This window comes from Hydrotalea sp. GW822-HT8A01 (genome assembly GCF_058798575.1).
In genome coordinates, this window is sequence record NZ_CM179506.1 from 1,616,159 (window position 1) to 1,639,325 (window position 23,167).

21 protein-coding genes are annotated in these 23,167 nt (G+C 36.8%); 10 read left to right on the top strand and 11 right to left on the bottom strand.

All coding sequences use genetic code 11. The features are described from left to right. Positions 1-158: 158 nt before the first annotated feature. The 6 genes from AC3QLY_RS07080 to AC3QLY_RS07105 form a co-directional block, all read right to left on the bottom strand. Positions 159-884, bottom strand: coding sequence for a 2-phosphosulfolactate phosphatase (locus tag AC3QLY_RS07080; RefSeq protein ID WP_074420191.1), 726 nt, complete (start codon positions 882-884; stop codon positions 159-161). Positions 885-1,009: 125 nt separating this feature from the next. Next, on the bottom strand, positions 1,010-1,438 hold the full coding sequence (locus tag AC3QLY_RS07085; protein ID WP_228733217.1) for a septal ring lytic transglycosylase RlpA family protein: 429 nt from the start codon (positions 1,436-1,438) through the stop codon (positions 1,010-1,012). A gap of 96 nt (positions 1,439-1,534) precedes the next feature. Continuing rightward, complete coding sequence (gcvT, locus tag AC3QLY_RS07090) at positions 1,535-2,626, bottom strand: glycine cleavage system aminomethyltransferase GcvT (RefSeq protein ID WP_074420192.1); 1,092 nt, start codon at positions 2,624-2,626, stop codon at positions 1,535-1,537. Between the two features lie 141 nt (positions 2,627-2,767). After that, a complete protein-coding gene (locus AC3QLY_RS07095) occupies positions 2,768-4,912 on the bottom strand; it encodes a PspC domain-containing protein (protein WP_218331390.1) in 2,145 nt (714 codons plus the stop codon). A gap of 78 nt (positions 4,913-4,990) precedes the next feature. Then, the gene (locus tag AC3QLY_RS07100) at positions 4,991-5,347 is read right to left on the bottom strand and encodes a PadR family transcriptional regulator (protein ID WP_074417953.1); all 357 of its coding nucleotides are present in this window, start codon (positions 5,345-5,347) and stop codon (positions 4,991-4,993) included. Between the two features lie 90 nt (positions 5,348-5,437). Continuing rightward, positions 5,438-5,632 (bottom strand): hypothetical protein, encoded by a 195-nt coding sequence (locus AC3QLY_RS07105; RefSeq protein WP_218331389.1) that lies wholly within the window; start codon positions 5,630-5,632, stop codon positions 5,438-5,440. Positions 5,633-6,159: 527 nt separating this feature from the next. Between AC3QLY_RS07105 and AC3QLY_RS07110 the strand changes: the two genes are divergently transcribed. From AC3QLY_RS07110 to AC3QLY_RS07120, 3 genes are read left to right on the top strand one after another with little or no spacing between them, the layout of a single operon-like run. Then, the gene (locus AC3QLY_RS07110; protein ID WP_492991135.1) at positions 6,160-6,435 is read left to right on the top strand and encodes a hypothetical protein; all 276 of its coding nucleotides are present in this window, start codon (positions 6,160-6,162) and stop codon (positions 6,433-6,435) included. A gap of 43 nt (positions 6,436-6,478) precedes the next feature. Beyond that, positions 6,479-7,243: a GLPGLI family protein gene (locus AC3QLY_RS07115; RefSeq protein WP_218331387.1), complete on the top strand. Its 765-nt coding sequence runs from the start codon at positions 6,479-6,481 to the stop codon at positions 7,241-7,243. Positions 7,244-7,270: 27 nt separating this feature from the next. Further along, positions 7,271-9,955, top strand: coding sequence for a hypothetical protein (locus AC3QLY_RS07120; protein WP_218331386.1), 2,685 nt, complete (start codon positions 7,271-7,273; stop codon positions 9,953-9,955). Between the two features lie 168 nt (positions 9,956-10,123). On the opposite strand, the gene AC3QLY_RS07125 is transcribed toward AC3QLY_RS07120, so the two are convergent. After that, entirely contained in the window at positions 10,124-11,317 is a 1,194-nt protein-coding gene (locus AC3QLY_RS07125) for an acetyl-CoA C-acyltransferase (protein ID WP_218331385.1), read from the bottom strand. Positions 11,318-11,428: 111 nt separating this feature from the next. Between AC3QLY_RS07125 and rlmN the strand changes: the two genes are divergently transcribed. The 6 genes from rlmN to AC3QLY_RS07155 all read left to right on the top strand — a co-directional run bounded on the left by rlmN (position 11,429) and on the right by AC3QLY_RS07155 (position 17,754). Further along, positions 11,429-12,472, top strand: a complete 1,044-nt coding sequence (gene rlmN / locus AC3QLY_RS07130) for a dual-specificity RNA methyltransferase RlmN (protein ID WP_218331384.1) — start codon at positions 11,429-11,431, stop codon at positions 12,470-12,472. Between the two features lie 189 nt (positions 12,473-12,661). Next, on the top strand, positions 12,662-12,805 hold the full coding sequence (locus AC3QLY_RS07135; protein WP_179853755.1) for a hypothetical protein: 144 nt from the start codon (positions 12,662-12,664) through the stop codon (positions 12,803-12,805). A 97-nt stretch (positions 12,806-12,902) separates the two neighbouring features. After that, complete coding sequence (locus AC3QLY_RS07140) at positions 12,903-13,958, top strand: pseudouridine synthase (protein WP_218331383.1); 1,056 nt, start codon at positions 12,903-12,905, stop codon at positions 13,956-13,958. Positions 13,959-13,972: 14 nt separating this feature from the next. Continuing rightward, on the top strand, positions 13,973-14,680 hold the full coding sequence (locus AC3QLY_RS07145; RefSeq protein ID WP_228733216.1) for an RluA family pseudouridine synthase: 708 nt from the start codon (positions 13,973-13,975) through the stop codon (positions 14,678-14,680). 84 nt (positions 14,681-14,764) lie between these two features. Continuing rightward, complete coding sequence (locus tag AC3QLY_RS07150; RefSeq protein ID WP_218331405.1) at positions 14,765-15,142, top strand: GxxExxY protein; 378 nt, start codon at positions 14,765-14,767, stop codon at positions 15,140-15,142. Positions 15,143-16,560: 1,418 nt separating this feature from the next. Next, on the top strand, positions 16,561-17,754 hold the full coding sequence (locus AC3QLY_RS07155; RefSeq protein ID WP_218332142.1) for a carbamoyl phosphate synthase preATP-grasp domain-containing protein: 1,194 nt from the start codon (positions 16,561-16,563) through the stop codon (positions 17,752-17,754). A 92-nt stretch (positions 17,755-17,846) separates the two neighbouring features. Here the strand turns inward: AC3QLY_RS07155 and AC3QLY_RS07160 are convergent, their stop codons facing one another. From AC3QLY_RS07160 to AC3QLY_RS07175, 4 genes are all read right to left on the bottom strand, one after another. Beyond that, positions 17,847-18,524: a response regulator transcription factor gene (locus tag AC3QLY_RS07160; RefSeq protein WP_074420189.1), complete on the bottom strand. Its 678-nt coding sequence runs from the start codon at positions 18,522-18,524 to the stop codon at positions 17,847-17,849. After that, on the bottom strand, positions 18,521-19,363 hold the full coding sequence (locus AC3QLY_RS07165; RefSeq protein ID WP_074420190.1) for a sensor histidine kinase: 843 nt from the start codon (positions 19,361-19,363) through the stop codon (positions 18,521-18,523). Before AC3QLY_RS07165 ends, AC3QLY_RS07160 begins: the two co-directional genes overlap by 4 nt. Continuing rightward, positions 19,309-19,947: a hypothetical protein gene (locus AC3QLY_RS07170; RefSeq protein ID WP_218332137.1), complete on the bottom strand. Its 639-nt coding sequence runs from the start codon at positions 19,945-19,947 to the stop codon at positions 19,309-19,311. The genes AC3QLY_RS07165 and AC3QLY_RS07170 overlap by 55 nt, the downstream gene beginning before the upstream one ends. 97 nt (positions 19,948-20,044) lie before the next feature. Then, complete coding sequence (locus tag AC3QLY_RS07175; RefSeq protein ID WP_492991141.1) at positions 20,045-20,536, bottom strand: hypothetical protein; 492 nt, start codon at positions 20,534-20,536, stop codon at positions 20,045-20,047. 501 nt (positions 20,537-21,037) lie between these two features. Between AC3QLY_RS07175 and AC3QLY_RS07180 the strand changes: the two genes are divergently transcribed. Next, complete coding sequence (locus tag AC3QLY_RS07180; RefSeq protein WP_492991143.1) at positions 21,038-23,158, top strand: ComEC/Rec2 family competence protein; 2,121 nt, start codon at positions 21,038-21,040, stop codon at positions 23,156-23,158. Positions 23,159-23,167: the final 9 nt, after the last annotated feature.

The following is a 23,167-nucleotide window of genomic DNA, read 5'->3' on the forward strand; positions in this document are numbered from 1 at the left end:
ACACTGCTAATATGAATAATTTGCTTTTCAAGGATGCCTTTTTTTACTGAAAAGTGCAATTTGCAAATTTACGGCTTTGTTGCGTAGCAGGTGTCAAAAATTTTGATTATTATATGAAATGTTTGTTAACTCACTGGCTTAGCTTTCTATTAAAAACCTTAATGCATGGCCAATAATGCACCATTTTTATACAGTGGTAAAACATTGGCTACATTTGGAGTTACACAATATTCTAAATCTTTTTCCAGACCATATGCCGATAGGCGATGCCAGTGTGTTGTTTTTCGGATAAATGTGTGCATATTATCTTGATGCAAGGTATACATTTCCTGTGCCATGAGCGATGCATCACAATGAATTTTAAAATGATTGGTCACTTTGTTTACAACAGCCCCTGCAAATAGGGTATCTTCTAAATTAAATTTATCTTTCCAGGCTGAGCATCCTAAAATAACATTCTTTTTTTGTTGCATTAAAAATTCTGTTACTGCAGCAAGATTTGGAAAAGAACCTGTTATAATTTCTGCAGCACCATTGTTTAATGCCATGTGTAACAAGCGGGTACCGTTAGTAGTTGTTAATACCAATGTTTTACCCTCAATAAAAGATTTAGGATAATCACCGGGTGAATTACCATATTGTAATCCTTGAATTACTTTTCCATCCCGTTCGCCGGCGGTAATACTGTTTGGCGTGGCTTTCCCAATTGATATGCAATTTTCAACACTATCAACCGGAATAATTTTTTCCGCTCCATTGTATAAAGCAGTAGCAATAGTTGAAGTGGCTCTGAACACATCTATTATCACTACAATCGTATTGCTTAAATCATATAAATGTAAAAGTGCAGGCGATAAAACAGTATGCAAAACCGGTTGCTTCATTGATGATAATTTAAAATATGCGTTGCCGTTTAATGGCGAATGAGCAGGCATAAAAAAAATAATGAATGCCTAAACATGTACAAATATACTGGCTGTATTTGAATGTTAAGGGCAGTGATGAATGCTTATTTTCTGTATTCAATTTTTACTTTCACCACACCACTTCGCAACATATCTAAACTTTTGGCTGCATTCTTACTTAAATCAATAATTCTTCCTTTTACAAACGGCCCTCTGTCATTAATACGCACAATCACCGATTTTTGATTGGCTAAATTAATAACTCTTACCTGGGTACCAAAAGGTAAATGCTTATGTGCTGCCGTAAAAGCAGATTGATGAAAAGCTTCGCCGCTGGCAGTTTTTCTTCCTTCAAATTTATCGGCATAATAAGAGGCGTAGCCCATTTCTGTGTGTATCCTTCCACTTCCTGCTAAAGTATTTTCCGGAATTGTTTTTCTATGACAGGCAACTGCCAGTATGCAAAGCAAAAGAATAATGCTTTTTTGAGGCAACAATTTGTTTAAGTTCATTTTTCGGAAGAATATCATCATGTATTTTATTTTGTAAACGATGGGATGGGTGCAATATATTAAAAAAAACAGGCAACAAAATTTGTTGCCTGTAAACAATGCTTTATTAAAAATTTATCAGGATAAAAAGGGCATTTTTACAATTTGTGCTTTCACTAAACTATTCCTGATTTCTATAAAAATAAAATTGCCCAATGCGGCATTTGCTGTATTTACATAGCCCATTCCAATTCCTTTGTTCAATGAAGGGGCTTGTGTACCACTGGTAACATGGCCAATGGTTTCGCCCTGTTCATTTCTTATCAGGTAATGATGGCGTGGAATACCCCGGTCAATCATTTCAAATCCAACTAATTTTTTTTGTATGCCATTTTGTTTTTGTTCCTGTAAAATAGATTTGGCAGTGAACTCTTTGGTAAATTTTGTAATCCATCCTAAACCAGCTTCTAATGGGGTAGTGGTATCATTAATATCATTACCATACAGGCAATAACCCATTTCCAAACGTAAAGTATCTCTGGCGCCGAGCCCTATTGGTTTTAATCCCTGTGGTGTTCCGGTTTGCATGATGGCATTCCAAATGGTTGCTGCTGAACCATTGCTGTCTTCAAAATAAATTTCAACTCCGCCTGCACCCGTATAACCGGTGGCACTAATTAAAACATTTTCAATACCTGCAAATGTTGTTTTGATAAAAGTATAATAAGACAGGTTCAAAATATCTGCATCCGCTAATGGTTGTAAAATTTTGGTGGCATTGGGGCCTTGTATGGCCAGTAAGCAGGTTTTATCGCTAATGTTGTGCATTTCGGCACCAAAAGTTTCATTATTTTGACGAATCCAGTTCCAGTCTTTTTCTATGTTGGCTGCATTTACAACCAGCATATACGAATGGTTTTCATCTAAGCAATACACAATTAAATCATCTACAATACCTCCGTTTGTATTGGTTAGACAACTGTATTGCGCTTTGCCTTTTGTTAATTTTGAAGCATCATTGGTGGTAATTTGTTGAATGAGTGGCAATGCCTGTGGGCCTTTCAGAATAAATTCGCCCATATGGCTTACATCAAAAATACCTGCATTGTTTCTTACAGTTTGGTGTTCATCGTTAATGCCGCTGTAACTAATGGGCATATTGTATCCGGCAAATTCGGCCATTTTAGCGCCTAACGCTATGTGGTACTGGGTAAAAGCTGTGTTCTTCATGTATGCATTTTGTTGGTAACAAAAGTAAGTGAAGTAACAATGGTGTAAAAAAATAATTGCATACATGTATTAAATGATATATACAAAGTGCCTCTACCGTGAACGGCAGTGGCACAGGGGTATTCCCAACTTCAACCTATTTTAAATCGCGAATCGCGTTCTGATTAAATCTGTTACATTTTGTTGTTGCATGTCAATAGAATCATTAGTGGTAGCGGTAACCTTTGTTTTTTTGGGTGCTTCGGGCTGGTAGTGATAGCGGTTGCTGTCTTTGCTGTCCGGTTGGTTCAATTCTTTTTTTAAATCTTCCGATTCTTTTTGTAATTGCTCTAATCGTTGTTGCAGTTCTTTTTTGCTTTCTTGCAGGTTGGTATCATTACTGTCATTATCATTTGAAACATCGTCTAAACCTTTTAACCCATTTTTAGTCATTAAATAAGTTACATTTGATTTCCAGTTGAATGCTCCATTGTCATTCCAACCCCAGTTCCAATTATCATCAAACCCAAGCGAAATATTGTCTGTACCATCATCCCAATTGTTTTTGCTGGTAATTTTTATTTTTTTTCCTACCGGTACAGCTATGGTAACAATTAAATGTTGGTTTCTGAATTTATTGTTTTGGTTAATAGCAATGCCATTGTTAAACCGGATAGTAGAATCGTTTTGTGTAAGCTGAAAAGTAATGGCATCGGCATTTACATTGGCTACAGTTCTGGATGAACCATTGGCTAATTTTACGGCAGTGATGTAAAAACTGTCGGTGGCTGATTGTACAATTCGAATGTTGATATTTCTCACAAATACACTATCTTCATCTATACTGGTAAAAGGTTCTAATCTAAACCACCGGTTATTGTTATAGTAAAATTTATTTTCATTCCCGCGAATAATTTCTAAATAGCCTTTAGTGGGTTGTTGAATGCTGATGTTTTGTTCAATGGGGTTATTGCGGTATCTGAAATCATTGCGCAATGAAACCATTAATCCAATAAAGCAAAACAATCCAATTAACCAAAGTGCCGTAAAACTATAGCGGATAATGTTTTTGTTGCCTTTTACATTGGCTATTTTTCTAATAATAAAAGTAACAATACCAATTACCGGCACCCAAATAAAGAACAGCAATGTACCCCAGGCAAAAATGCTTTGCCAACCACTTTCTAATATGTAATTTTTTAATGGCATTAATCCGGTAAACACTACACCCAACGCAAATAATGCAGCTACAATAGCAAATACTACCACACCAATAATGAAGTAGGCAAATATTTTAAACAACAATACAATTACATCACCCAATCCTCTACCTGTTTTGCGTGCTACGTTAGTTGCTTCTGTACCCATTTCTGTACTCTTTTCGTTAAAGCTTTTGCCAAATTCCTGTGCTTTATTTTTAATATCGTTTCCCATTTTTTCAGCACGTTCTTTAAAGCCTTCCATATCGCTCTGAATGGTATTTTTAATACTTTCTACATCTACCTTTTCGCCGCGTAGTTCTAATTTTTCAGCAGCCGTTTTTGCTTCGGGTAATACTATCCAGAATATAATATAAATTACCAATGCACCCGGGCTGAATGAAAAATTTACAAAACTTGGAAAATCAAATAATCCCCAATGCCAGTGCCTGAAAGCAAATGATATAAAAGGCAGTATGAATAGTGCCCTTGGTATCCAAACATTGATGCCAAAATATTTTGATAAGCCACTGCACACACCTGCAATCATTTTATCATCCGGATCGCGGTATAATTTTTTGCGTTGTGCGCCAATCATTTTGGAAGCAGTACTGGGTACTGCAATCCATAAAACCAAATAGGGAATGAAGGTTACACCAATAAAAATGGCAGTAAGAATACGAATAATTAGGGGGTCAATATTTAGGTAGTTGGCAATGCCACTACACACACCGCCCAAAATTTTATTGTTTTCATCGCGAAATAAACGATTGCCGGAAGTTGAGCTGCTGCCGGTATTGTTTCTTTTGTTTTCTGCAGTGGTTTGTTCTGCACTGTTTACGCCTTCTGCATCAAAATCCTGTGGCCTTCCCATACTATTTAATACAGATTCTACATCTGCATCTGTAATACAGGTATTGCCTTTTTGAAGCACTTCTGCAAATAGTTCTGCAATTCTTCCTTCTATGTCATTAATAATTTCATCACGCCCCTCTTCATTGGCAAAATATACACGCAGGCTGTCTATATATTGCTGTAAATTGTCATAGGCAGATTCTTCAATGGGAACAACTCTTCCCTGAAAATTAATGTTGATTACCTTTTTCATGGTTAAATGTTTTGTTTGCCGAATAAAATGGGTGCCGACATGGTATGGCCGTTTCCATCATTCCATTCAGAAAGTTGGTTAAGGTTGGTCTGTTTCGTTGTTTTGGTTTTTAGGCTTAGTTAAGGCATGAACGGCATCGGCCAGTTCGTTCCAGGTATCTTTTAATTCTTCATAAAACGCCAAACCTTTATCCGTCATCATAAAGTATTTCCTCGGTGGTCCACTACTACTTTCTACCCATCTGTAACTAAGCAGGCCTGCATTTTTTAAACGGGTAAGTAATGGGTACAATGTTCCTTCTAAAATGTTTAAGTTGGCGGCTTTCATTTGTGCAACAATATCGCTCGGATACACTTCGCCCTGGCGAATGACTGATAAGATGCAAAACTCCAATACCCCTTTACGCATCTGGCTTTGTGTGTTTTGAATGTCCATACTTTTCGGAGTTTTAATGTTTGCTTTTTGTAAAGCATTTGTTTTTCAATTCATTTTTCTCACCCATAGTTATTATTGGGATCAATTTTATTATAAAGCCAAATATCTTCTCTGTCCCCTAACTTTTCTCATTCTGTGTATGTTCCATAAATTGGCGGCACTTAAAACCGGTTTAACGGTTTTTAAAATGGCTGCACTGGCAATGGTTTCTTTTGTTTCGGCGGTTAATTGTGCAACTTCTAATTGGGTTAAGTTAGCGAAGAATTGTTTTTGTTGTGTTTTCATTTTTTTATGTTTTTAAGATAATTTGTCTCATTGACAACACAAAGATACAATTTTATTTGGTACTATGTAACACATGGTACTAAGTTTATTTTAGTAATAGGTTGACTAAGGAATTCTATGATTATCTCAAATAAATGATTATCAATCATTTATGTAAAAATTCATGATTTTTTTCTTCGACTGATTAGGATGAACGGTAAAATAAAGTGATGAAAAACGTTTTTTTCAACCATTAATCGGGGCAAAAATTATTAGCATTATGGGTTTGAGCTGTTATTCAGGTATTTAAAAAACAGCTTAGTGCAAAATGATATTATTATTTATAACCTCTAAGAAAATTTGAATCATATTTTATTGAATGTTGATGATGCATTAATTGTGTTAGGTGTATGCTTTGTTTAAACTTTTCTGTTAGGTTTCGATGATATGTATTAAAAATTGATTAAAATAATTTAAAAATTTGTAAATTATAATATATATATTCGTATTATTAAACTATTAATTAATACATCTTAAAATGATTGTTTATGAAAAAAATAATACTTACCTCATTATTTGCCATGCTTTGTATAATTGGTAGTAATGCTGCTGAAAAAAAAGAAATCCCAAAGCAAAGTAGCCCAATAACATTCTCTTTGTGTAATGCTACATTCTTTACTTATGAATTTAATACTGCCTGTGGTTCATATACTTATTTTTTGTATGATATCACATACGATTGTAATACTTATGCAGTAAACTGGTACCTTTCTAATATCATTCCGGGAGATTGTAATAATGGGCAACTCTCTTTGATTGCTTAGTTTTTTTAAAATTATTATTATATTGATTAAACCCTTTTTGATAATGAAAAAATACATTTTTGTTGTGATTATGGTTGTGTTTAATTTACCTGTTTTGTATGCTCAAATCACAAGTAAAAAAGGTTACGCAGTTTATCATCTTTTTAATAATTATAATAATGAAACCATTGATTTTTGGTTTTCTGCAGATACCTATATATACAATGTTAGAAGAAAAGATTTCAGGGCAAGTAATGATTATAAAAGTAGAATTATAACATTGTCGAAACAAGATTCGCTCAATTTTGAAAAGGTGATTGATACCATTAACAAAAAGAATCAAGCACTACCTCCCAGATACATATATGGCAACTTACGTACAAATTTTACTTTGCAAAATGAATTAAATGCCAATTTGCAACCGGTTTGCGTAATAGATACCTTGCATTTTATAACCTGGCAAGTATTACCTGATACCCTTACCATTAATGGACTGTTATGCCGTAAAGCAAAAGGAAATTTTGCCGGTATGGAATACGATGCCTGGTTTGCCCCTTCTATACCCGTTGCTGTAGCACCGCTGCAACTCAGAGGTTTACCAGGGCTATTGGTGAAGCTTAATAATTTAACCACACATACACAGGTTGTTATGACTTATTTTGAATGGCCTGCCAAACAATGGGTGAAAGCAACACCTTGTAATGCTGCCACAGCTATTGGACGAACGGCTTTTAATGAACAAAACAAGATGAGACAAGCACAACACATGAAAAATATAAAAAGTGCAAAAACTATGAGTGATTTGTTGAATAGCATTCATAATAAATAACGAATTATTTGTTTATTTAGAATAGTAATGCAAAAATTATTTATATGTCTGCTTTTAACCATTCTTTCTTTACAGCTATTTGCACAAACAGTTATCATAAATGGATATGTAAAAGATTCATCCGATAAAGCTGTTTCATTTGTAATTGTAAGTTTTAAAAAAGATACAATCAGCCAGCCTTTTCTTTATGCTATAACAAATGAAGATGGCTATTTTACTATTTCGATTAAAAAAGAAAAACTCCCCGGTATTTTAGAAGTTAATAGCATTAATTATAATAGCAAAGTTTTTAAAATTGAATCGGATTTTAAACTCCCCAGTACACCTCTGGTTATTCACTTGCAACACAGAACAACTCCTTTGCCTGAAGTGATTGTAAAATCTGAAATTCCTATTTATGTGCGTGGTGATACGACTACTTTTAATGTAAAATCATTTAGAACAGGTAATGAAAAAAATATCGGCAACTTATTAAGCAATATGCCCGGGTTTGAAGTGTTAAATAATGGTAAAATTAAATTTAATGGAAAAATAATCGATAAAATATTAATTGAAGGGGATGATTTGATGGGAAGAGATTATGGAGACTTAACCAGCAAATTACCGCCAACTGGCTTAAAAGAGATTGAAGTAATTGATAACTATACCGATAATGAAAACATTATTTCAAGTTTTGATAACTATAGTAATCGTCAGGTCATTAATCTTAAGTATGATTCAAGTTTCATCAATCAAAATTTTGGGAACGCTGAGTTGGGCGGTGGATTCATTAATAGATATGTAACTAATGTACAAAACATGTCTGTTTTTAAAAATTTCAAGAATTTTTTACAAGTAAATGCGAATAATACAGGTACATTATCAAAAAAAATATTCCAAAATCAGGATGATAAAAATGATGAAACAGATTTGCTGAGCTTCAATAATCATTTTAGCAATACTTTGAAATCGTTAATTAATATGCCCAATGATGTGGATGCCAAAAACAATCCACTTTTTGAAAATAAAACAAGATCGCTTTTAGCTACTTCTTTTTTCAGGCCATTAAAGTATTTCATTGTTAGGAATACCTTGGCAATTTCTACTGATACTTTTGCACAGAAATTAAATACTAATATAGCATTTCTCCTTCCACCGCTGATTCTACGCACCTATAGCAATCAATATATTAATCAGCACATCAATGGCTTAAAAGAACAACTGAGCATCAATTATATCCGCCCAAATAATCAAATTTCATTACTTGGACGCTTCATGATGAATAATAATACATTATTGAACAGCGGGAGCCAATTTGGCTATTTATACAATGAAAATTATAATTTTAAACACAGTAATACTTTTATAAAGAGTTTGTATATACACAAGTTCAGTAATCATGCAGCAGTGTTGGGTAGCTTTCAATTTTCCTCTTCACAACTTCCTGGTAATTTGCAATTATTACCTGCTAATTATTTTAAACATTTTCCCCAATCGGTAAACTGGTGGCTTATACAGCAACAGGAATCGCAAAAGGCCAATCATACTATTGCATCTGTATCCTATATTCAAAAATTACATAATCATAAAATTTCCTTTCAATTATTGAATGAATCCAGTTCAAGTTCACTATCTAATTCAATTAGTGTAACCGATAGCATGTTTTATATGTATTCATTTTCAAATGATTCCATTAACCATTTTCAAATTCGTTATAATTATTTTATGGGTAAATTAGAAGACCAGTGGTGGTATCGAAAAGATATTAATTTGGTATATGGATTAAAATATTTTTACATCATCAATCTGCCTGGTTTTTCTGCTAACAGTTTACAACAAAATTTACTCACGCCTTTTTTTTCAGTATTTTTCAAACTGTCTTCCCATCAAAATCTGTCATTTGCTTATAATAATGAGCCGGTATATCCTAACATAAACAAAGCCGGAGCAGGTTATCAATTCACCGATTTTAATTCCATTTCTAAAGGGCAGGATTCCTTGTATATTAGCAATGCTCGAAGTTTAAATCTGAATTATTCCTGGTTGGATTTTTTTAATAAGAAACAATTATTCCTGATAGGGTTGTTGTATACAAAACAACCCCAAAATTATATCTCATTTTCTAATCCCGGATTAACAGATAATTTTATCTATAATGCCGTAACAGATAAATATATGGAGTTGTATACTGCTTTTATGAGGCTGGAAAAATTCTATCATAATTATACAATTAAAATAGCCCCACAATTAAGTTTCTCTCAAATTCAATCATATAATGGAATCGGGGCTGGTTTGTATCAGGCAAAAAATACTTCAACACGGGTAGGTTTAGCAACAAGTATAAAATTTAATAAAGCACTGATTGCCGATTGCAATTTTTTTCAAACATTTAACCGTTCAAGTTCTGCCAATAATTCCACTAACGTATTTACTTCCTACATTTCTTCCTTGGATATGGGTTTGTCATGGAAATATAAATCTATATTTTCTGTTACTGGAAAATTTAGCGGAAATTATATTGCTGCTCCTAATCAGCCTTCCAGATTTTCTTATATGGATGAATTGGCTTTTATGTTGAATGAAAAGCACCATGTATCGATTGGCTTAAATGCCAGCAATATTTTTTTCACTAAGTATTTTGCCAGCAACTTTATAACAGCAACCTATACTAACTATACACAATACACAAATTTTCCCAGATGGGTATTAATAACGGTAACGTACAACTGGTAGGTATTTGATGTATATTTTTTGGTAAATCATGATACAGCAAATTGTCGTGCATGCAGGTGTGCAATTTTGAATGTGGTGCAATCTGGTTCTATTGCTTTTCAAAATCAGTAAATATCATTCTATTTTGTTTCCCTTTCAGTAGGTCTTTTATATTGCCGGTAAAAATTATTACATCCCCTCATACACTATAGCTGCACCCTGCCCAACCCCTACACACATGGTTGCCAATCCATATTTGGCTTTTCGCTTTTTCATTTCATGCACCAATGTGGTTGAAATACGGGCACCACTACATCCCAAAGGATGCCCTAAAGCAATGGCGCCTCCGTTTACATTAATTTTAGTTGGGTCTAGTGATAAATCGCGCATGCAGGCAATACTCTGACTGGCAAAGGCCTCATTCAATTCTATCAAATCAAGATCATTGGCCTGCAAGCCGGCTCTTTGCAATGCTTTACGGCTGGCGGGTACCGGTCCAATACCCATAATGGAAGGATCCACCCCGGCAGTTCCCATACTCACCACCCTGGCCATGGGTTGCAAATTAAATAATTGAACTGCCTGTTCACTGGCTAATAATAAAGCTGAAGCCCCATCGTTAATGCCGCTCGAATTGCCGGCTGTTACTGAACCCTCTTTGGCAAAAGCAGCTTTTAAACCGGCTAATTTTTCCAAACTCGTTGGGCGTGGATGTTCATCCGCAGCAAAAACAGTTGGCGTTTTGTTTTCGGTAATTTCAACCGGAATAATTTCGTCTTTCCATTTACCCGCAGCCAATGCAGCTGCATATTTTTGTTGTGAAGCCATAGCAAAAGCATCTTGTTCTTCCCGGCTAATTTTCCATTGATTGGCCACATTTTCAGCCGTTTCGCCCATATTGTAGGGGTAATACATGGCTGCTAATTTTTTATTGGTAAAACGCCAGCCAATGGTGGTATCGTAGGTTTCGGTTTTACGGCTCCAGGCACCATCGCTCTTGGCAGTTACAAAGGGGGCACGGGTCATGCTTTCCACGCCACCGGCTATATACAGCATCCCATCGCCACAGGCAATAGCTCTGGCTGCATCCATAATGGCTTGCAAACCACTGGCACATAAGCGGTTTACGGTATTGCCGCCTACCGTAACGGGTAAGCCTGCCAATAGTGCGGCCATCCTTGCTACATTGCGATTGTCTTCACCCGCCTGATTGGCTGCTCCGGCAATTACATCTTCTATTTTATTTACATCTATGTTCTGATTGCGTTGAAGCAACGCTGATATCATCAATGCCAGTAAATCATCGGGCCGCATGGTGCTTAATTTGCCGCCATAACGGCCAATAGGGGTGCGTACAGCATCAATTATATAAACCGCTTTCATATATAAATTATTTTTTATGAAGTATCATCAAATAAATGTGTTGCAAAGGAAAACAAATCACATTATCTGGCAAAATATACCTCTTGACGCTTCTGTACTTATCTTTGCCGCATGAATCAATTACCGAATATACGTGCGTTGAGTAACGAACAGTTAGCCGGGTTTATGGAAAGCATTGGCGAAAAAAAATTCAGAATACAACAAATACAGGAATGGCTTTGGCTAAAACATGCCTCCGGGTTTGATGATATGACCAATTTAAGTAAGGTACTTCGGCAACAACTATCCGAACATTTTTCACTGCCCGCATTAACCATCGATACTACACAAAACAGCGCCGATGGTACCGTTAAAACCCGTTTTACCACTTTCGACGGGCATAAAATTGAAGGCGTTTTAATTCCTACCGATGAAAGAAAAACGGCCTGTGTTTCCTCGCAAATTGGTTGCAGTTTAAGTTGCAAATTCTGCGCTACCGGTTACATGGATAGAAAACGCAATTTAAATTTTGATGAAATTTATGACCAGGTCATGCTCATTAACCAACAAAGTGAAGCCCTGTACCAAAAAAAGTTAACCAATATTGTGTTTATGGGCATGGGCGAACCTTTATTGAACTATACCAACGTATTAAAAGCCATTGATCGCATTACAGCAGAAGATGGTATTCACATGAGTGCAAGGCGCATTACCGTATCAACTGCCGGGGTAGCCAAACAAATCAAAAAATTGGGCGATGATGCTGTAAAATTTAAACTGGCGCTTTCATTGCATGCACCTACCGATGCTAAACGTAATGAAATTATGCCCATTAATGAAACCAATAACCTGAAGGCATTGGTGGAAGCACTCAATTATTTTTATGCCAAAACAAAAAATGAAATTACTTTTGAATATATTTTATTTAAAAACTTTAATGACTCACAAAAAGATGCGGAAGATTTGATTAAATTATATCGTCAGGTTCCTGCCGATTTGGTGAATATTATTGAATACAACCCCATTGATGCATTTGCTTTTCAAAAACCGGATGAAGAAGGAATGGAACGGTTTATGCAACATCTGGAAAAAAACAGGGTAAATGCCCGTTTGCGTAGAAGCAGAGGGAAAGATATTGATGCCGCCTGTGGCCAATTGGCCAATAAAGGCAAATAAAATTATTGATTAGTCCTTATTAAATCGTTAAGAATGGCAGTTCATACACTTTGAGCTGTTTTTTTAATTATATTTATGCTTGTTTTAACCTATATGCTATTTGTATTTCATACGCTGCAATAATAGCTGTATACATTAGGCTAATGGTTCAGCACTGTGGTAATACAATAAAAATCAAAAAATGAGCAAATGAAAAAAATTTGGAGTGTACTTTCTGTAGCCCTGCTACTAAGTTTTGGGGCAATGGCGCAACCCTATCATTTTAAAGGCAAAAGCAGGCATCGCCATGCATGGCATAAACACATTAAAAAGTACAACAAAAAGCATTTGTAACGCCGGTTGCAAATGACTGTACACTGCTTTAATGCCTTACCGTGCATTATTTTACATACTTTTGCGCTGCCTGTTGTAAAACAGTAAAAGAAAATATATGGCGAAAGCATTTGAAAAGTTTATGGATAGCAGCCCCAAAGGTGCTAAGAAAAAAGAGGCCATACGCCAGGAAAAAAGAAAAGCAAAAGCCGCTTCCCGTGCAGAAGGTGAAGCATTCCGAAAAAAACAATGGGAAAAAAAACATGGTATTGCTCCTGCAGCACCTGCCCCACCATCCCGATCAAAAAATTTTGATAAAACCGCACTTATCCCTGAAAAAGAGGTGCGTCAGTCCTCTAAATCATTTCCCGATTCCTCAAAGCAAAAAGCAACTGCACCCGTTATTACGGTAGCTGCCGATCCCCTTGCGCCTATGCCACTAAATAAGTTTTTAGCGCATGCCGGTATTTGTGGAAGGAGAGAAGCGGCTGAATTAATTAAAGCCGGACAGGTTACCGTGAATGGCGATACCATTTTTGAACCCGGCTATAAAGTGTTGGGGAATGAAGATGTAAAATGGAAAGGCAAAAAAATATTTCTGCAAAAAAACTTAGTGTACATACTGCTGAATAAACCCAAAGATTATATCACTACCGCTAAAGATCCGGAAGGTAGAAAAACAGTGCTGGATTTGGTGAAAGATGCTGCCAAACAAAGGGTATATCCCGTAGGCAGGTTAGATAGGAATACAACCGGTGTTTTATTGCTTACCAACGATGGGGCATTGGCGCAGAAGTTAACACATCCCTCTTTTCAGGTAAAGAAAATTTATGAGGTGAAATTAGATAAGCCTGTGGCTAAAAAAGATTTCGAAGCTTTACTCGAAGGATTTCAATTAGAAGATGGATTTATTAAGGCCGATAGCGCTGCTTATGCCGATGCAAAAGATAAATCGGTAATTGGTATTGAAATTCACAGTGGCCGTAACCGCATTGTACGCCGTATGTTTGAACATTTGGGCTATGATGTGCGTGGGTTAGACAGAGTTTTGTTTGCCGGACTTACCAAAAAAAATATAGACCGGGGCACCTGGCGTTTTTTAAACGAAAAAGAAATCAGAAACTTAAAGTTTATGAACGGTTCCGGATTTGTGAAAGATAAAAATCATGCTTAAGTTCAGTTGCAATTATGATGAAATTGGATATTATTCTTGAAAACGAACAATTCATTGCCATACACAAACCATCGGGTTTATTAAGTATTCCCGACCGAATAGGAAAGGAGCTGAGTTTAAAAGATATATTGAAAGAAAAATATGGCAATATCTACACCGTTCACCGGTTAGATAAAGATACCAGTGGGGTGATTGTTTTTGCCAAAGATGAAGCCACCCACCGTACGCTCTCTCAAATGTTTGAAGCTAGGGAAGTGAACAAAATATACCATGGCCTGGTATATGGCGTTCCGGTGCATACAACAGGCACCATTGATGTACCCATATTTGCACATCCCGGCAAAAATGGTTTAATGGTAACAGACAACAAGGGTAAACCTGCTATTACTGATTATGCATTGGTAGAAAATTTTGGAAAATATGCCTGGATGCAATTTCAAATTCATACCGGTCGCACCCACCAAATCAGGTTGCACATGAAGTATATTGGGCATAGTATTGTGTGCGATGCTTTATATGGCAATCCTGCACCATTGCTGCTTTCTTCCATTAAGCGCAATTTTAAGTTAGCAAAACAGGCAGAGGAAGAAAAACCTTTGTTACAACGATTGGCATTACATGCTTCTGGATTATCTTTTAAATGGAACAATGAAACATTCCAATTAGAAGCTCCCATCCCTAAGGATCTTCGCGCTGTATTACAACAATTACGTAAGTGGTAATATTGCTGTTTTCTTTAAATTAGCCTTACTGCAAATGCGTATAACGAAAACAGTAAAGTGTTATCATTTATTTTGAATGAGTCTATGAATGAAAACGAATTATCATATAAAATAATTGGTGTGGCTGTAGATTTGCATACCCAATTAGGACCGGGATTATTAGAGTCTGTTTATGAAACCACTTTGGCCTATGATTTAAGGGAAATAGGGCTTGAAGTGAAAACACAGGTTCCCATGCCATTGGTTTATAAAGAAGTGAAGCAGGATATTGGCTATCGGATTGATTTACTGGTTGAAAATAAGGTAATTATTGAGGTAAAGTCTGTTGAGAATTTAGCTGCTGTTCATTTTGCTCAAACATTAACCTATTTAAAACTGGCAGATAAAAAGTTAGCACTGCTTATTAATTTTAATACAAAACTTTTGAAAGACGGTATTCACAGAATTGTGAATCGATTATAAATTTTGCTCTATATTGTTCTTTGTGCTCTTTGCGAGAAAAAATATGTTTCACGCAAAGCACGCTAAGGTTGTTCGCGAAGCCCGCAAAGGTTTTTTTGGTATCATTTCTTTGTGCTCTTTGCGAGAAAAAATATGTTTCACGCAAAGCACGCTAAGGTTGTTCGCGAAGCCCGCAAAGTTTTTTTGGGAGTATGATTTCTTTGTGCTCTTTGCGAGAAAAAATAAGTTGCACGCAAAGCACGCTAAGGTTGTTCGCGAAGCCCGCAAGGTTTTTTTGGGAGTATGATTTCTTTGTGCTCTTTGCGAGAAAAAATAAGTTGCACGCAAAGCACGCTAAGATTGTTCGCGAAGCCCGCAAGGTTTTTTTTGGGAGTATGATTTCTTTGTGCTCTTTGCGAGAAAAAATAAGTTGCCCGCAAAGCACGCTAAGGTTGTTCGCGAAGCCCGCAAAGTATTTTTGGTATCATTTCTTTGGCTCATTGCGGGAAAAAATAAGTTGCACGCAAAGCACGCTAAAGTTGTTCGCGAAGCCCGCAAAGTTTTTTTGGGAGTATGATTTCTTTGTGCTCTTTGCGAGAAAAAATAAGTTGCCCGCAAAGCACACTAAGGTTGTTCGCGAAGCCCGCAAGGTTTTTTTTGGTATCATTTCTTTGTGCTCTTTGCGAGAAAAAATAAGTTGCCCGCGAAGCCCGCAAAGGTTGTTCGCGAAGCCCGCAAGGTTTTTTTTGGTATCATTTCTTTGTGCTCTTTGCGAGAAAAAATAAGTTGCCCGCGAAGCCCGCAAAGGTTGTTCGCGAAGCCCGCAAGGTTTTTTTTGGTATCATTTCTTTGTGCTCTTTGCGAGAAAAAATAAGTTGCCCGCGAAGCCCGCAAAGGTTGTTCGCGAAGCCCGCAAGGTTTTTTTTGGTATCATTTCTTTGTGCTCTTTGCGAGAAAAAATAAGTTGCCCGCAAAGCACGCTAAGATTGTTCGCGAAGCCCGCAAAGTATTTTTGGTATCATTTCTTTGGCTCATTGCGGGAAAAAATAAGTTGCACGCAAAGCACACTAAGATTGTTCGCGAAGCCCGCAAAGGTTTTTTTGGTATCATTTCTTTGTGCTCTTTGCGAGAAAAAATATGTTTCACGCAAAGCACGCTAAGATTGTTCTCGAAGCCCGCAAGGTTTTTTTTGGTATCATTTCTTTGCGCTCTTTGCGAGAAAAAATAAGTTGCACGCAAAGCACGCTAAGATTGTTCGCGAAGCCAGCAAAGGTTTTTTTGGTATCATTTCTTTGCGAGAAAAAATTTACTTAAAAGGCATATCGCCCAAAACTTTCCAATCTGTGTTTTGTATGCTTCATTTTTCTATTTTCATATTTCATTCAAAAAAATATGCTCAAAAAAATGAGAGGTTGTTACATTTGCACAATTTCATACTCATGAGCAATAACCTTCTTCACAACGAATCCATCCCATCTGCACGAAAAAAAATCATTGTTTTAGGAAGCGGCCCCAACAGAATTGGCCAGGGTATTGAATTCGATTACTGCTGTGTGCACGGCTTATTAGCCATTAAAGAATGTGGATATGAAGCCATTATGGTAAACTGTAATCCTGAAACCGTATCTACCGATTTTGATATGGCCGATAAATTGTATTTTGAACCAGTGTTTTGGGAACATTTGTGGGAAATTATTGAATTAGAGCAACCAGAAGGGGTTATTGTGCAATTGGGCGGACAAACCGCATTGAAATTATCGAAACGCTTATATGAAAAAGGGATTAAAATCATTGGCACCTCATTCGATGATATGGATATTGCCGAAGACCGCGGCCGTTTTAGCGATTTGTTGAAACAATTGGATATTCCTTATCCTGAATATGGCACCGCTTTTACTGCCGATGAAGCTATTGAAGTGGCCAACAGAGTGGGCTATCCTGTTTTGGTAAGGCCGAGTTATGTTTTAGGCGGACAAAGAATGCGGATTGTAATTAATGATGAGGAAGTTGAAAAAGCAGTAGTGAGCCTTTTAAAACATATTCCGGATAATAAAATATTAATTGACCATTTTTTAGACCGTTGCCAGGAAGCAGAAGTAGATGCCATTTTTGATGGCGAAAACTTTCATGTAATGGGTGTGATGGAACATATAGAGCCGGCAGGTATTCACAGTGGCGATAGCAATGCCGTGTTGCCCGCATTTAACCTAAGCCCTTTGTTGGTGGAAACTATGGAGTATTACAGCGAGAAAATTGCACGTGCTTTAAATATAAAAGGGTTGATTAATATACAATTTGCCATTAAAGGCAATACGGTGTATGTGATTGAAGCCAATCCCCGAGCCAGCCGTACCACACCATTTATTGCAAAAGCCCATCAGGTGCCTTATTTAAACATAGCTACCAAAGTAATGCTGGGTGCTGCAAAATTGACCGATTTTGTGATTGAAAAGAAATTAGACGGCTATGCCATTAAAGAACCGGTATTCAGTTTCGATAAGTTCCCCGGTGTAAGTAAAGAGCTGGGTCCTGAAATGAAAAGCACCGGCGAAGCCATCCGGTTTATTAAAGATTTACGTGACCCTTACTTCAGAACCCTGTACAAGGAAAGAAGTATGAATTTGAGTAAATAATAGGGAAGAAACTTCTTGGAACTTAAACCGGTGGCTCCGTTATTGAATTATAACATTGGGTAGTGCATAACTGAGCAATGGTTTCAAATGAATTACAACTGATTAATATCTACCAATTTATTTCTTAATGCATAAATGGCCAGGCCCATGCGGCTGTGTACATTCAGCTTTTCAAAAAGGGCATTGCGGTAATCATCTAAAGTTCGGGGACTGATGAATAAACGTTCGGCAATATCTTTATAGGTTAATTCGGTACAAATTAAACGTAAAAAATCTTTTTCTTTTTCGGTGAGTGTTTCGGGTTCAGAGGCTTTCTGGGCGCCACTTTGCAAACCACTGATTACTTTACCGGAAATGGTATCAGATAAATAAAAATCTTTGTCCAACACTGAATCTAAAGCGCCATTCAATTCTTCCGGTTCTACATTCTTCATTAAAAACCCTTTGGCTCCTAATTTTATCATTTGAATAATATTGGTATCATCGCTTTCCATTGAAAGCGCCAATATTTTAATGTGCGGATGGTGTTTGGTTAACCAACGGGCCGTTTCATAACCATCCATTTCAGGCATATTAATATCTAACAGCACAATATCGGGCAATACCTGTTTACTTAATTTTTCAATAAATTCTTTACCATTACTGGCTTCAAAAGCAACGGTATAATTTTCGTAACTGCAAATTAAACGGGCTAAAGCACTGCGTAATAAAACATGATCGTCAACTACTGCTACTTTATAGGATGGTATATTATTGGCATTGCCAATCATAAGTCAGCGTTTTGTTGTAAAATATGGGTGGTTGATAGCGGTAAAATTATTTTAATTTCAGTTCCGTACTCTAAGATACTGCTAATTTCTATTTCTGCATTAATCATTTTTGCCCGGTTATATAAATTGCTTAACCCAAGCCCGGAGTTTTTAGATGCTTCTTCCATTTTTTCTTTTATACTAAAGCCCACGCCATTATCTTTAATACTCAAAACAAATTTATTTTCTTCCGGATAATACATACAAATATCAATAGCAGTAGCATGCGCATGTTTAATAATATTACTGAGTGCTTCCTGAAACATGCGGAATAAAAATATATTGGTTTCTTCATTAAATTTTACCTGAAAATTACTGGTAGGGTATTCAAATTTTACCTGGTATTTGCCACTTTCTCTTAAACGGTCTACTTCATTTGAAATGGAGAATTCCAAATTAATTTTTTCTGCTTTTTCTGTATGCAGGGTTTTAGTGAGGCGCGATATATCGGCAATTACAAACTTTAAACTATTGGCAGAGCTTATCAGCATTTCTTTGGCCTCAGGTTTTTGAAGCATAATGCGGGCAGTACTTATCGTTAATTTAATAACCTGTAATTGCTGGCCAATGCTATCGTGCAGTTCCTGTGCAATATTGGTCATGGTACGTTCCTGTACAATAATTCTTTCCCTTAAAATTTGCTGTTCGTGGCGTTGTTTCAGCAGGGTCATTTCCCGTAAAAAATTATGCTGGCGCCGTTGGTACAACAATACCATGCCTACAATGAATCCTACCAGACTAAAACCTAGTACGGTTCCAAGTACAATGATAGAGGTGATTTCGTTACCTTGAATCGGCATAAGAATGCAATACTAAACATTGTATACAATATAATATTCAAAATCTGAATGAAAAGATTAAAATTTTTTAATAAAGTATGTGGTAAACTCATCACATAATTCACAAAACCATACATAGGGAAGCTCACCGCATAATAAAATAATAAACCACTGCAAATCCAGAAGTCCGGCATACGCACCAGGGTAACCGGTGTGGGGCGGAACAAAATTTCAAAAAAATAATACACTGCACAAAATACTACTACCAAACAACCGGCTGCATAGGTAATGGTATGAAATACCATGATGCCCTGGATAAAGAAAATATTGATAAATGCCGCAAGGCCATACACTATGATGATATATATAAATATTTTTTTTGCTATTGGACGGTGAATGAATTGGCGAATGGTGTATATATAAAATAGGAATTCAAAAGTGGTAAAAATATTATATAATGGGATGGTAGAAATAACTTTTGAACTGAGGTAGGCTCCTGTAATTTCAATAATAAATGTAACCAATAAAAAAATAGCAAATGAGAATAATTTATTAGGCTTAGATTCTTTAATATGGTATATTAAAGATGTAAGCCAACTAGTCATTAAAATTGATAACGCAATAAAATTCATAAATGAAAATAAAAAAAAGAATCAATTATTTGATTCTTTTGAATAAAATTTTATTTAAACAATAGGAATGTTAAATTAAAATCATACCGTCTTCCCCTTTGTCTACCAATGTAACCCCCAGTTCATTGTCATCAATACTTTTGCCCAATGTGCCTGAGCAGAAGGGGGGGCATAAACTCATTGCATTATACGCCAGAATATTGCTTTGCCCGCTGGCATCGGTATAGTAAATATCTTTATTCAAAACACCCATACCGGTTTCGTTGTGTTTGGTACCTACCATTACCAGGGTTTGGCGGCCGGCATATTCCGGTTTTTCCGCATAATCGGCATCGTAAGCGCCAAAATAAAATTTAATACCATCGGCACCATGGCTTTTGGCTTTGGCAATAAATTCCTCCATCTCTTCTATGCTCCACCATCCACTTAATGAATCTTCTTTACCAATTCTTTCACTGTTGTGTACCCAACGTTCTTGTTTGTAATTACGGATTACTTTGTCAACATGAGCGGTATTTACGTATTTACCAACCTTTAATGATTTTTTTTCAATAGTTTGCATGGCTGTAGGTTTTTAGATGTTTCGAAATTTGTTGTTTTTAAATGACAGAGTAAAACTATTTAATAGTTTTCTTGAATTATATTCAGAACCCTTTGTTTATCAATCAATTACAGATTAATTTCATTCATAAACAATTCAGCACTAACCTTTTTTGTGTACAAACCCGCAAAAAAAACCGTAAAAACACGGGGTAAAAAACCGTAAAAACACGGTATCAAAAACACGTAGTAACCCGCAGAAAAAACCCCGTAAAAGCACGGTAAAAAATACCGTTTTATTTTTTTTAACAATAATTACCTCAATTCAAAATAAGTATAGAAATTAGCTATGGGTTGACCGCCAACCGTTTTTACAAATCCAATATCCTAAGGCTTAGCCCACTTATTTCCTCAAAATTTCTTCTGAATGTTTTGGGGAAATTTTTTTATACCCTGCCGTAAACAGCAAAAACGTCGATAACATTTTCCTGATTGTGTAATCTGTTGTATTTTTCTTTTTTCTATGCATACATCTGCCCACCCCATACCGCAACATTTTGGCCCCAACTGGCTGCAAAAAGCACCCATGCTGCGTTTGCTGGTTCCTTTTATGGCCGGTATTTTGTTGCAATATCATTTTTCCATTACTTTTTTAACGCTGCTGGTGGGTGGATTGGGCGGTTGCCTGTTGCTCACTGCTTTTCAATTATTACCGCTTGCCTGGCGCTACCATTGGTTTTGGGTAAAAGGATGCATACTGCAGTTTATTTTTATAGTATTGGGCATGAGCGTGTATACGCTGCAGGTACAACAAACCCAACCCGCACCCTTGTTACAGCCGGGAAAACAGGAAATACTCGTACAATTTGATGAACCGCTTACAGAGCGTGATAAAACTTATAAGGGGGTAGCCAGTTTGCAACAACAAATTGTGAAGGGCAGGCCACAAATGGCCAAAGGTAAAATCATCCTCTATTTTCAAAAAGATACGGCTTTGTTACGGCATATTCCGGCTATACAAGCAGGAACATTGTTGTTAATGCAGGCTACTGTGCAACCCATTGCCAATTCGGGTAATCCCGGTGCTTTTAACTACATAGCCTGGTGCCACCGGAAAGGTATTTATTATCAGAGTTTTGTACCCATGCGGCAATGCGTTGTGGTAACCGGTGGACATTTATCAACCCTGCAAACTACATTATGGCAACTACGCAAAGGTGTTTTGCAAATTTTAGATCAATGTATTCCGGATAAAGATGCCCGGGGTGTGGCTGCTGCTTTGCTTATTGGATATCGCAATTATTTAGACCGTGAATTGGTACAGGCATACAGCAATGCGGGTGTGGTGCATATTATTGCCATCAGCGGGTTGCATTTGGGAATGATATATGGGTTATTGTTCTTTTTACTGGCACCATTGGAACGTTCGGCAAAATGGCGGCCGGTGAAATATTGCTTAATGTTAAGTGTTATATGGCTATTTACCGCAATTGCCGGCGGCGTGCCTTCTATTGCCCGCAGTGCAGTAATGTTCTCATTCATTATTTTGGGGCAATGGTTAAACCGTAACACCCATATTTACAATAATCTGGCCGCTTCTGCATTCTTCTTGTTATTGTACAACCCTTTTAATTTATGGGATGTGGGTTTTCAGCTCAGTTATGCAGCGGTATTGAGTATTGTGTTATTTCAGCCCATTATACAACAACAACTGAACTGGCCGGGACTGCTTAAAAAAATAGGACAATTAATGGCCATTACGCTTGCTGCACAAATACTCACTTTGCCCATCAGTTGGTACCATTTCCATCAGTTTCCGGTTTATTTTTTATTGGCCAATATTTGGGTGGTGCCATTGTCAGGGTTGTTATTATATGGGTTAATGGCACTTTTATTGGTGCATAGCTGGCCTGCGGTTGCGGTACTTTTCGGTAAATTTTTGAATAATGGAATTGAATGGATGAATGCGGGTATTACTGCTATTGAACATTGGCCGCATGCGGTTTGGGGTGGTATTCAAATCAATGCATGGCAGGCAGGGTGTGTAATCATAGCCATTGCCGGCATGGGTTATTGGTTTTTACAGAAAACAACAGCAGGTATTTATTGGGCACTCCTGGCTACTTTATTGTTTGCCGGCATTCGTTCGGCTGATTTATTGGAAAAGCAACAGCAAACCAAACTCATAGTTTATCAGGTGCCCAAAACGACAGCTATCGATATTATTCAGGGGCGTAACTGCCGGTTTATAGGGGCGCCTGAATTTTTGCAAAATGGATATCTGCGAAATTTTCATTTGCAGCCCTCCCGTATTTTACACCGTATACAAACTATTCAGGTGTTAGATACCCAATTAACCGCACCTAAAATCATTACCCTGCAACAAAAACAGATTGTATGGCTCAACAATCGGCTAACTTTACCCTCATTACCGGCTCCGTCTATACATCCAGAAGTAGTGATTCTTTCCCAAAATCCAAACGTTTCGCTGCTGGAAATACACCGGCAATGGCCTTGTAAACAGTTTGTTGCCGATGGTAGTAATTCCTTGTGGAAAATCAATCAATGGAAAAAAGAAGCCGAGGCTTTACATTTGCGCCTTCATTCCATTCCCGAATCGGGGGCTTTTACTTTAAATTTATAGCCACCGCGG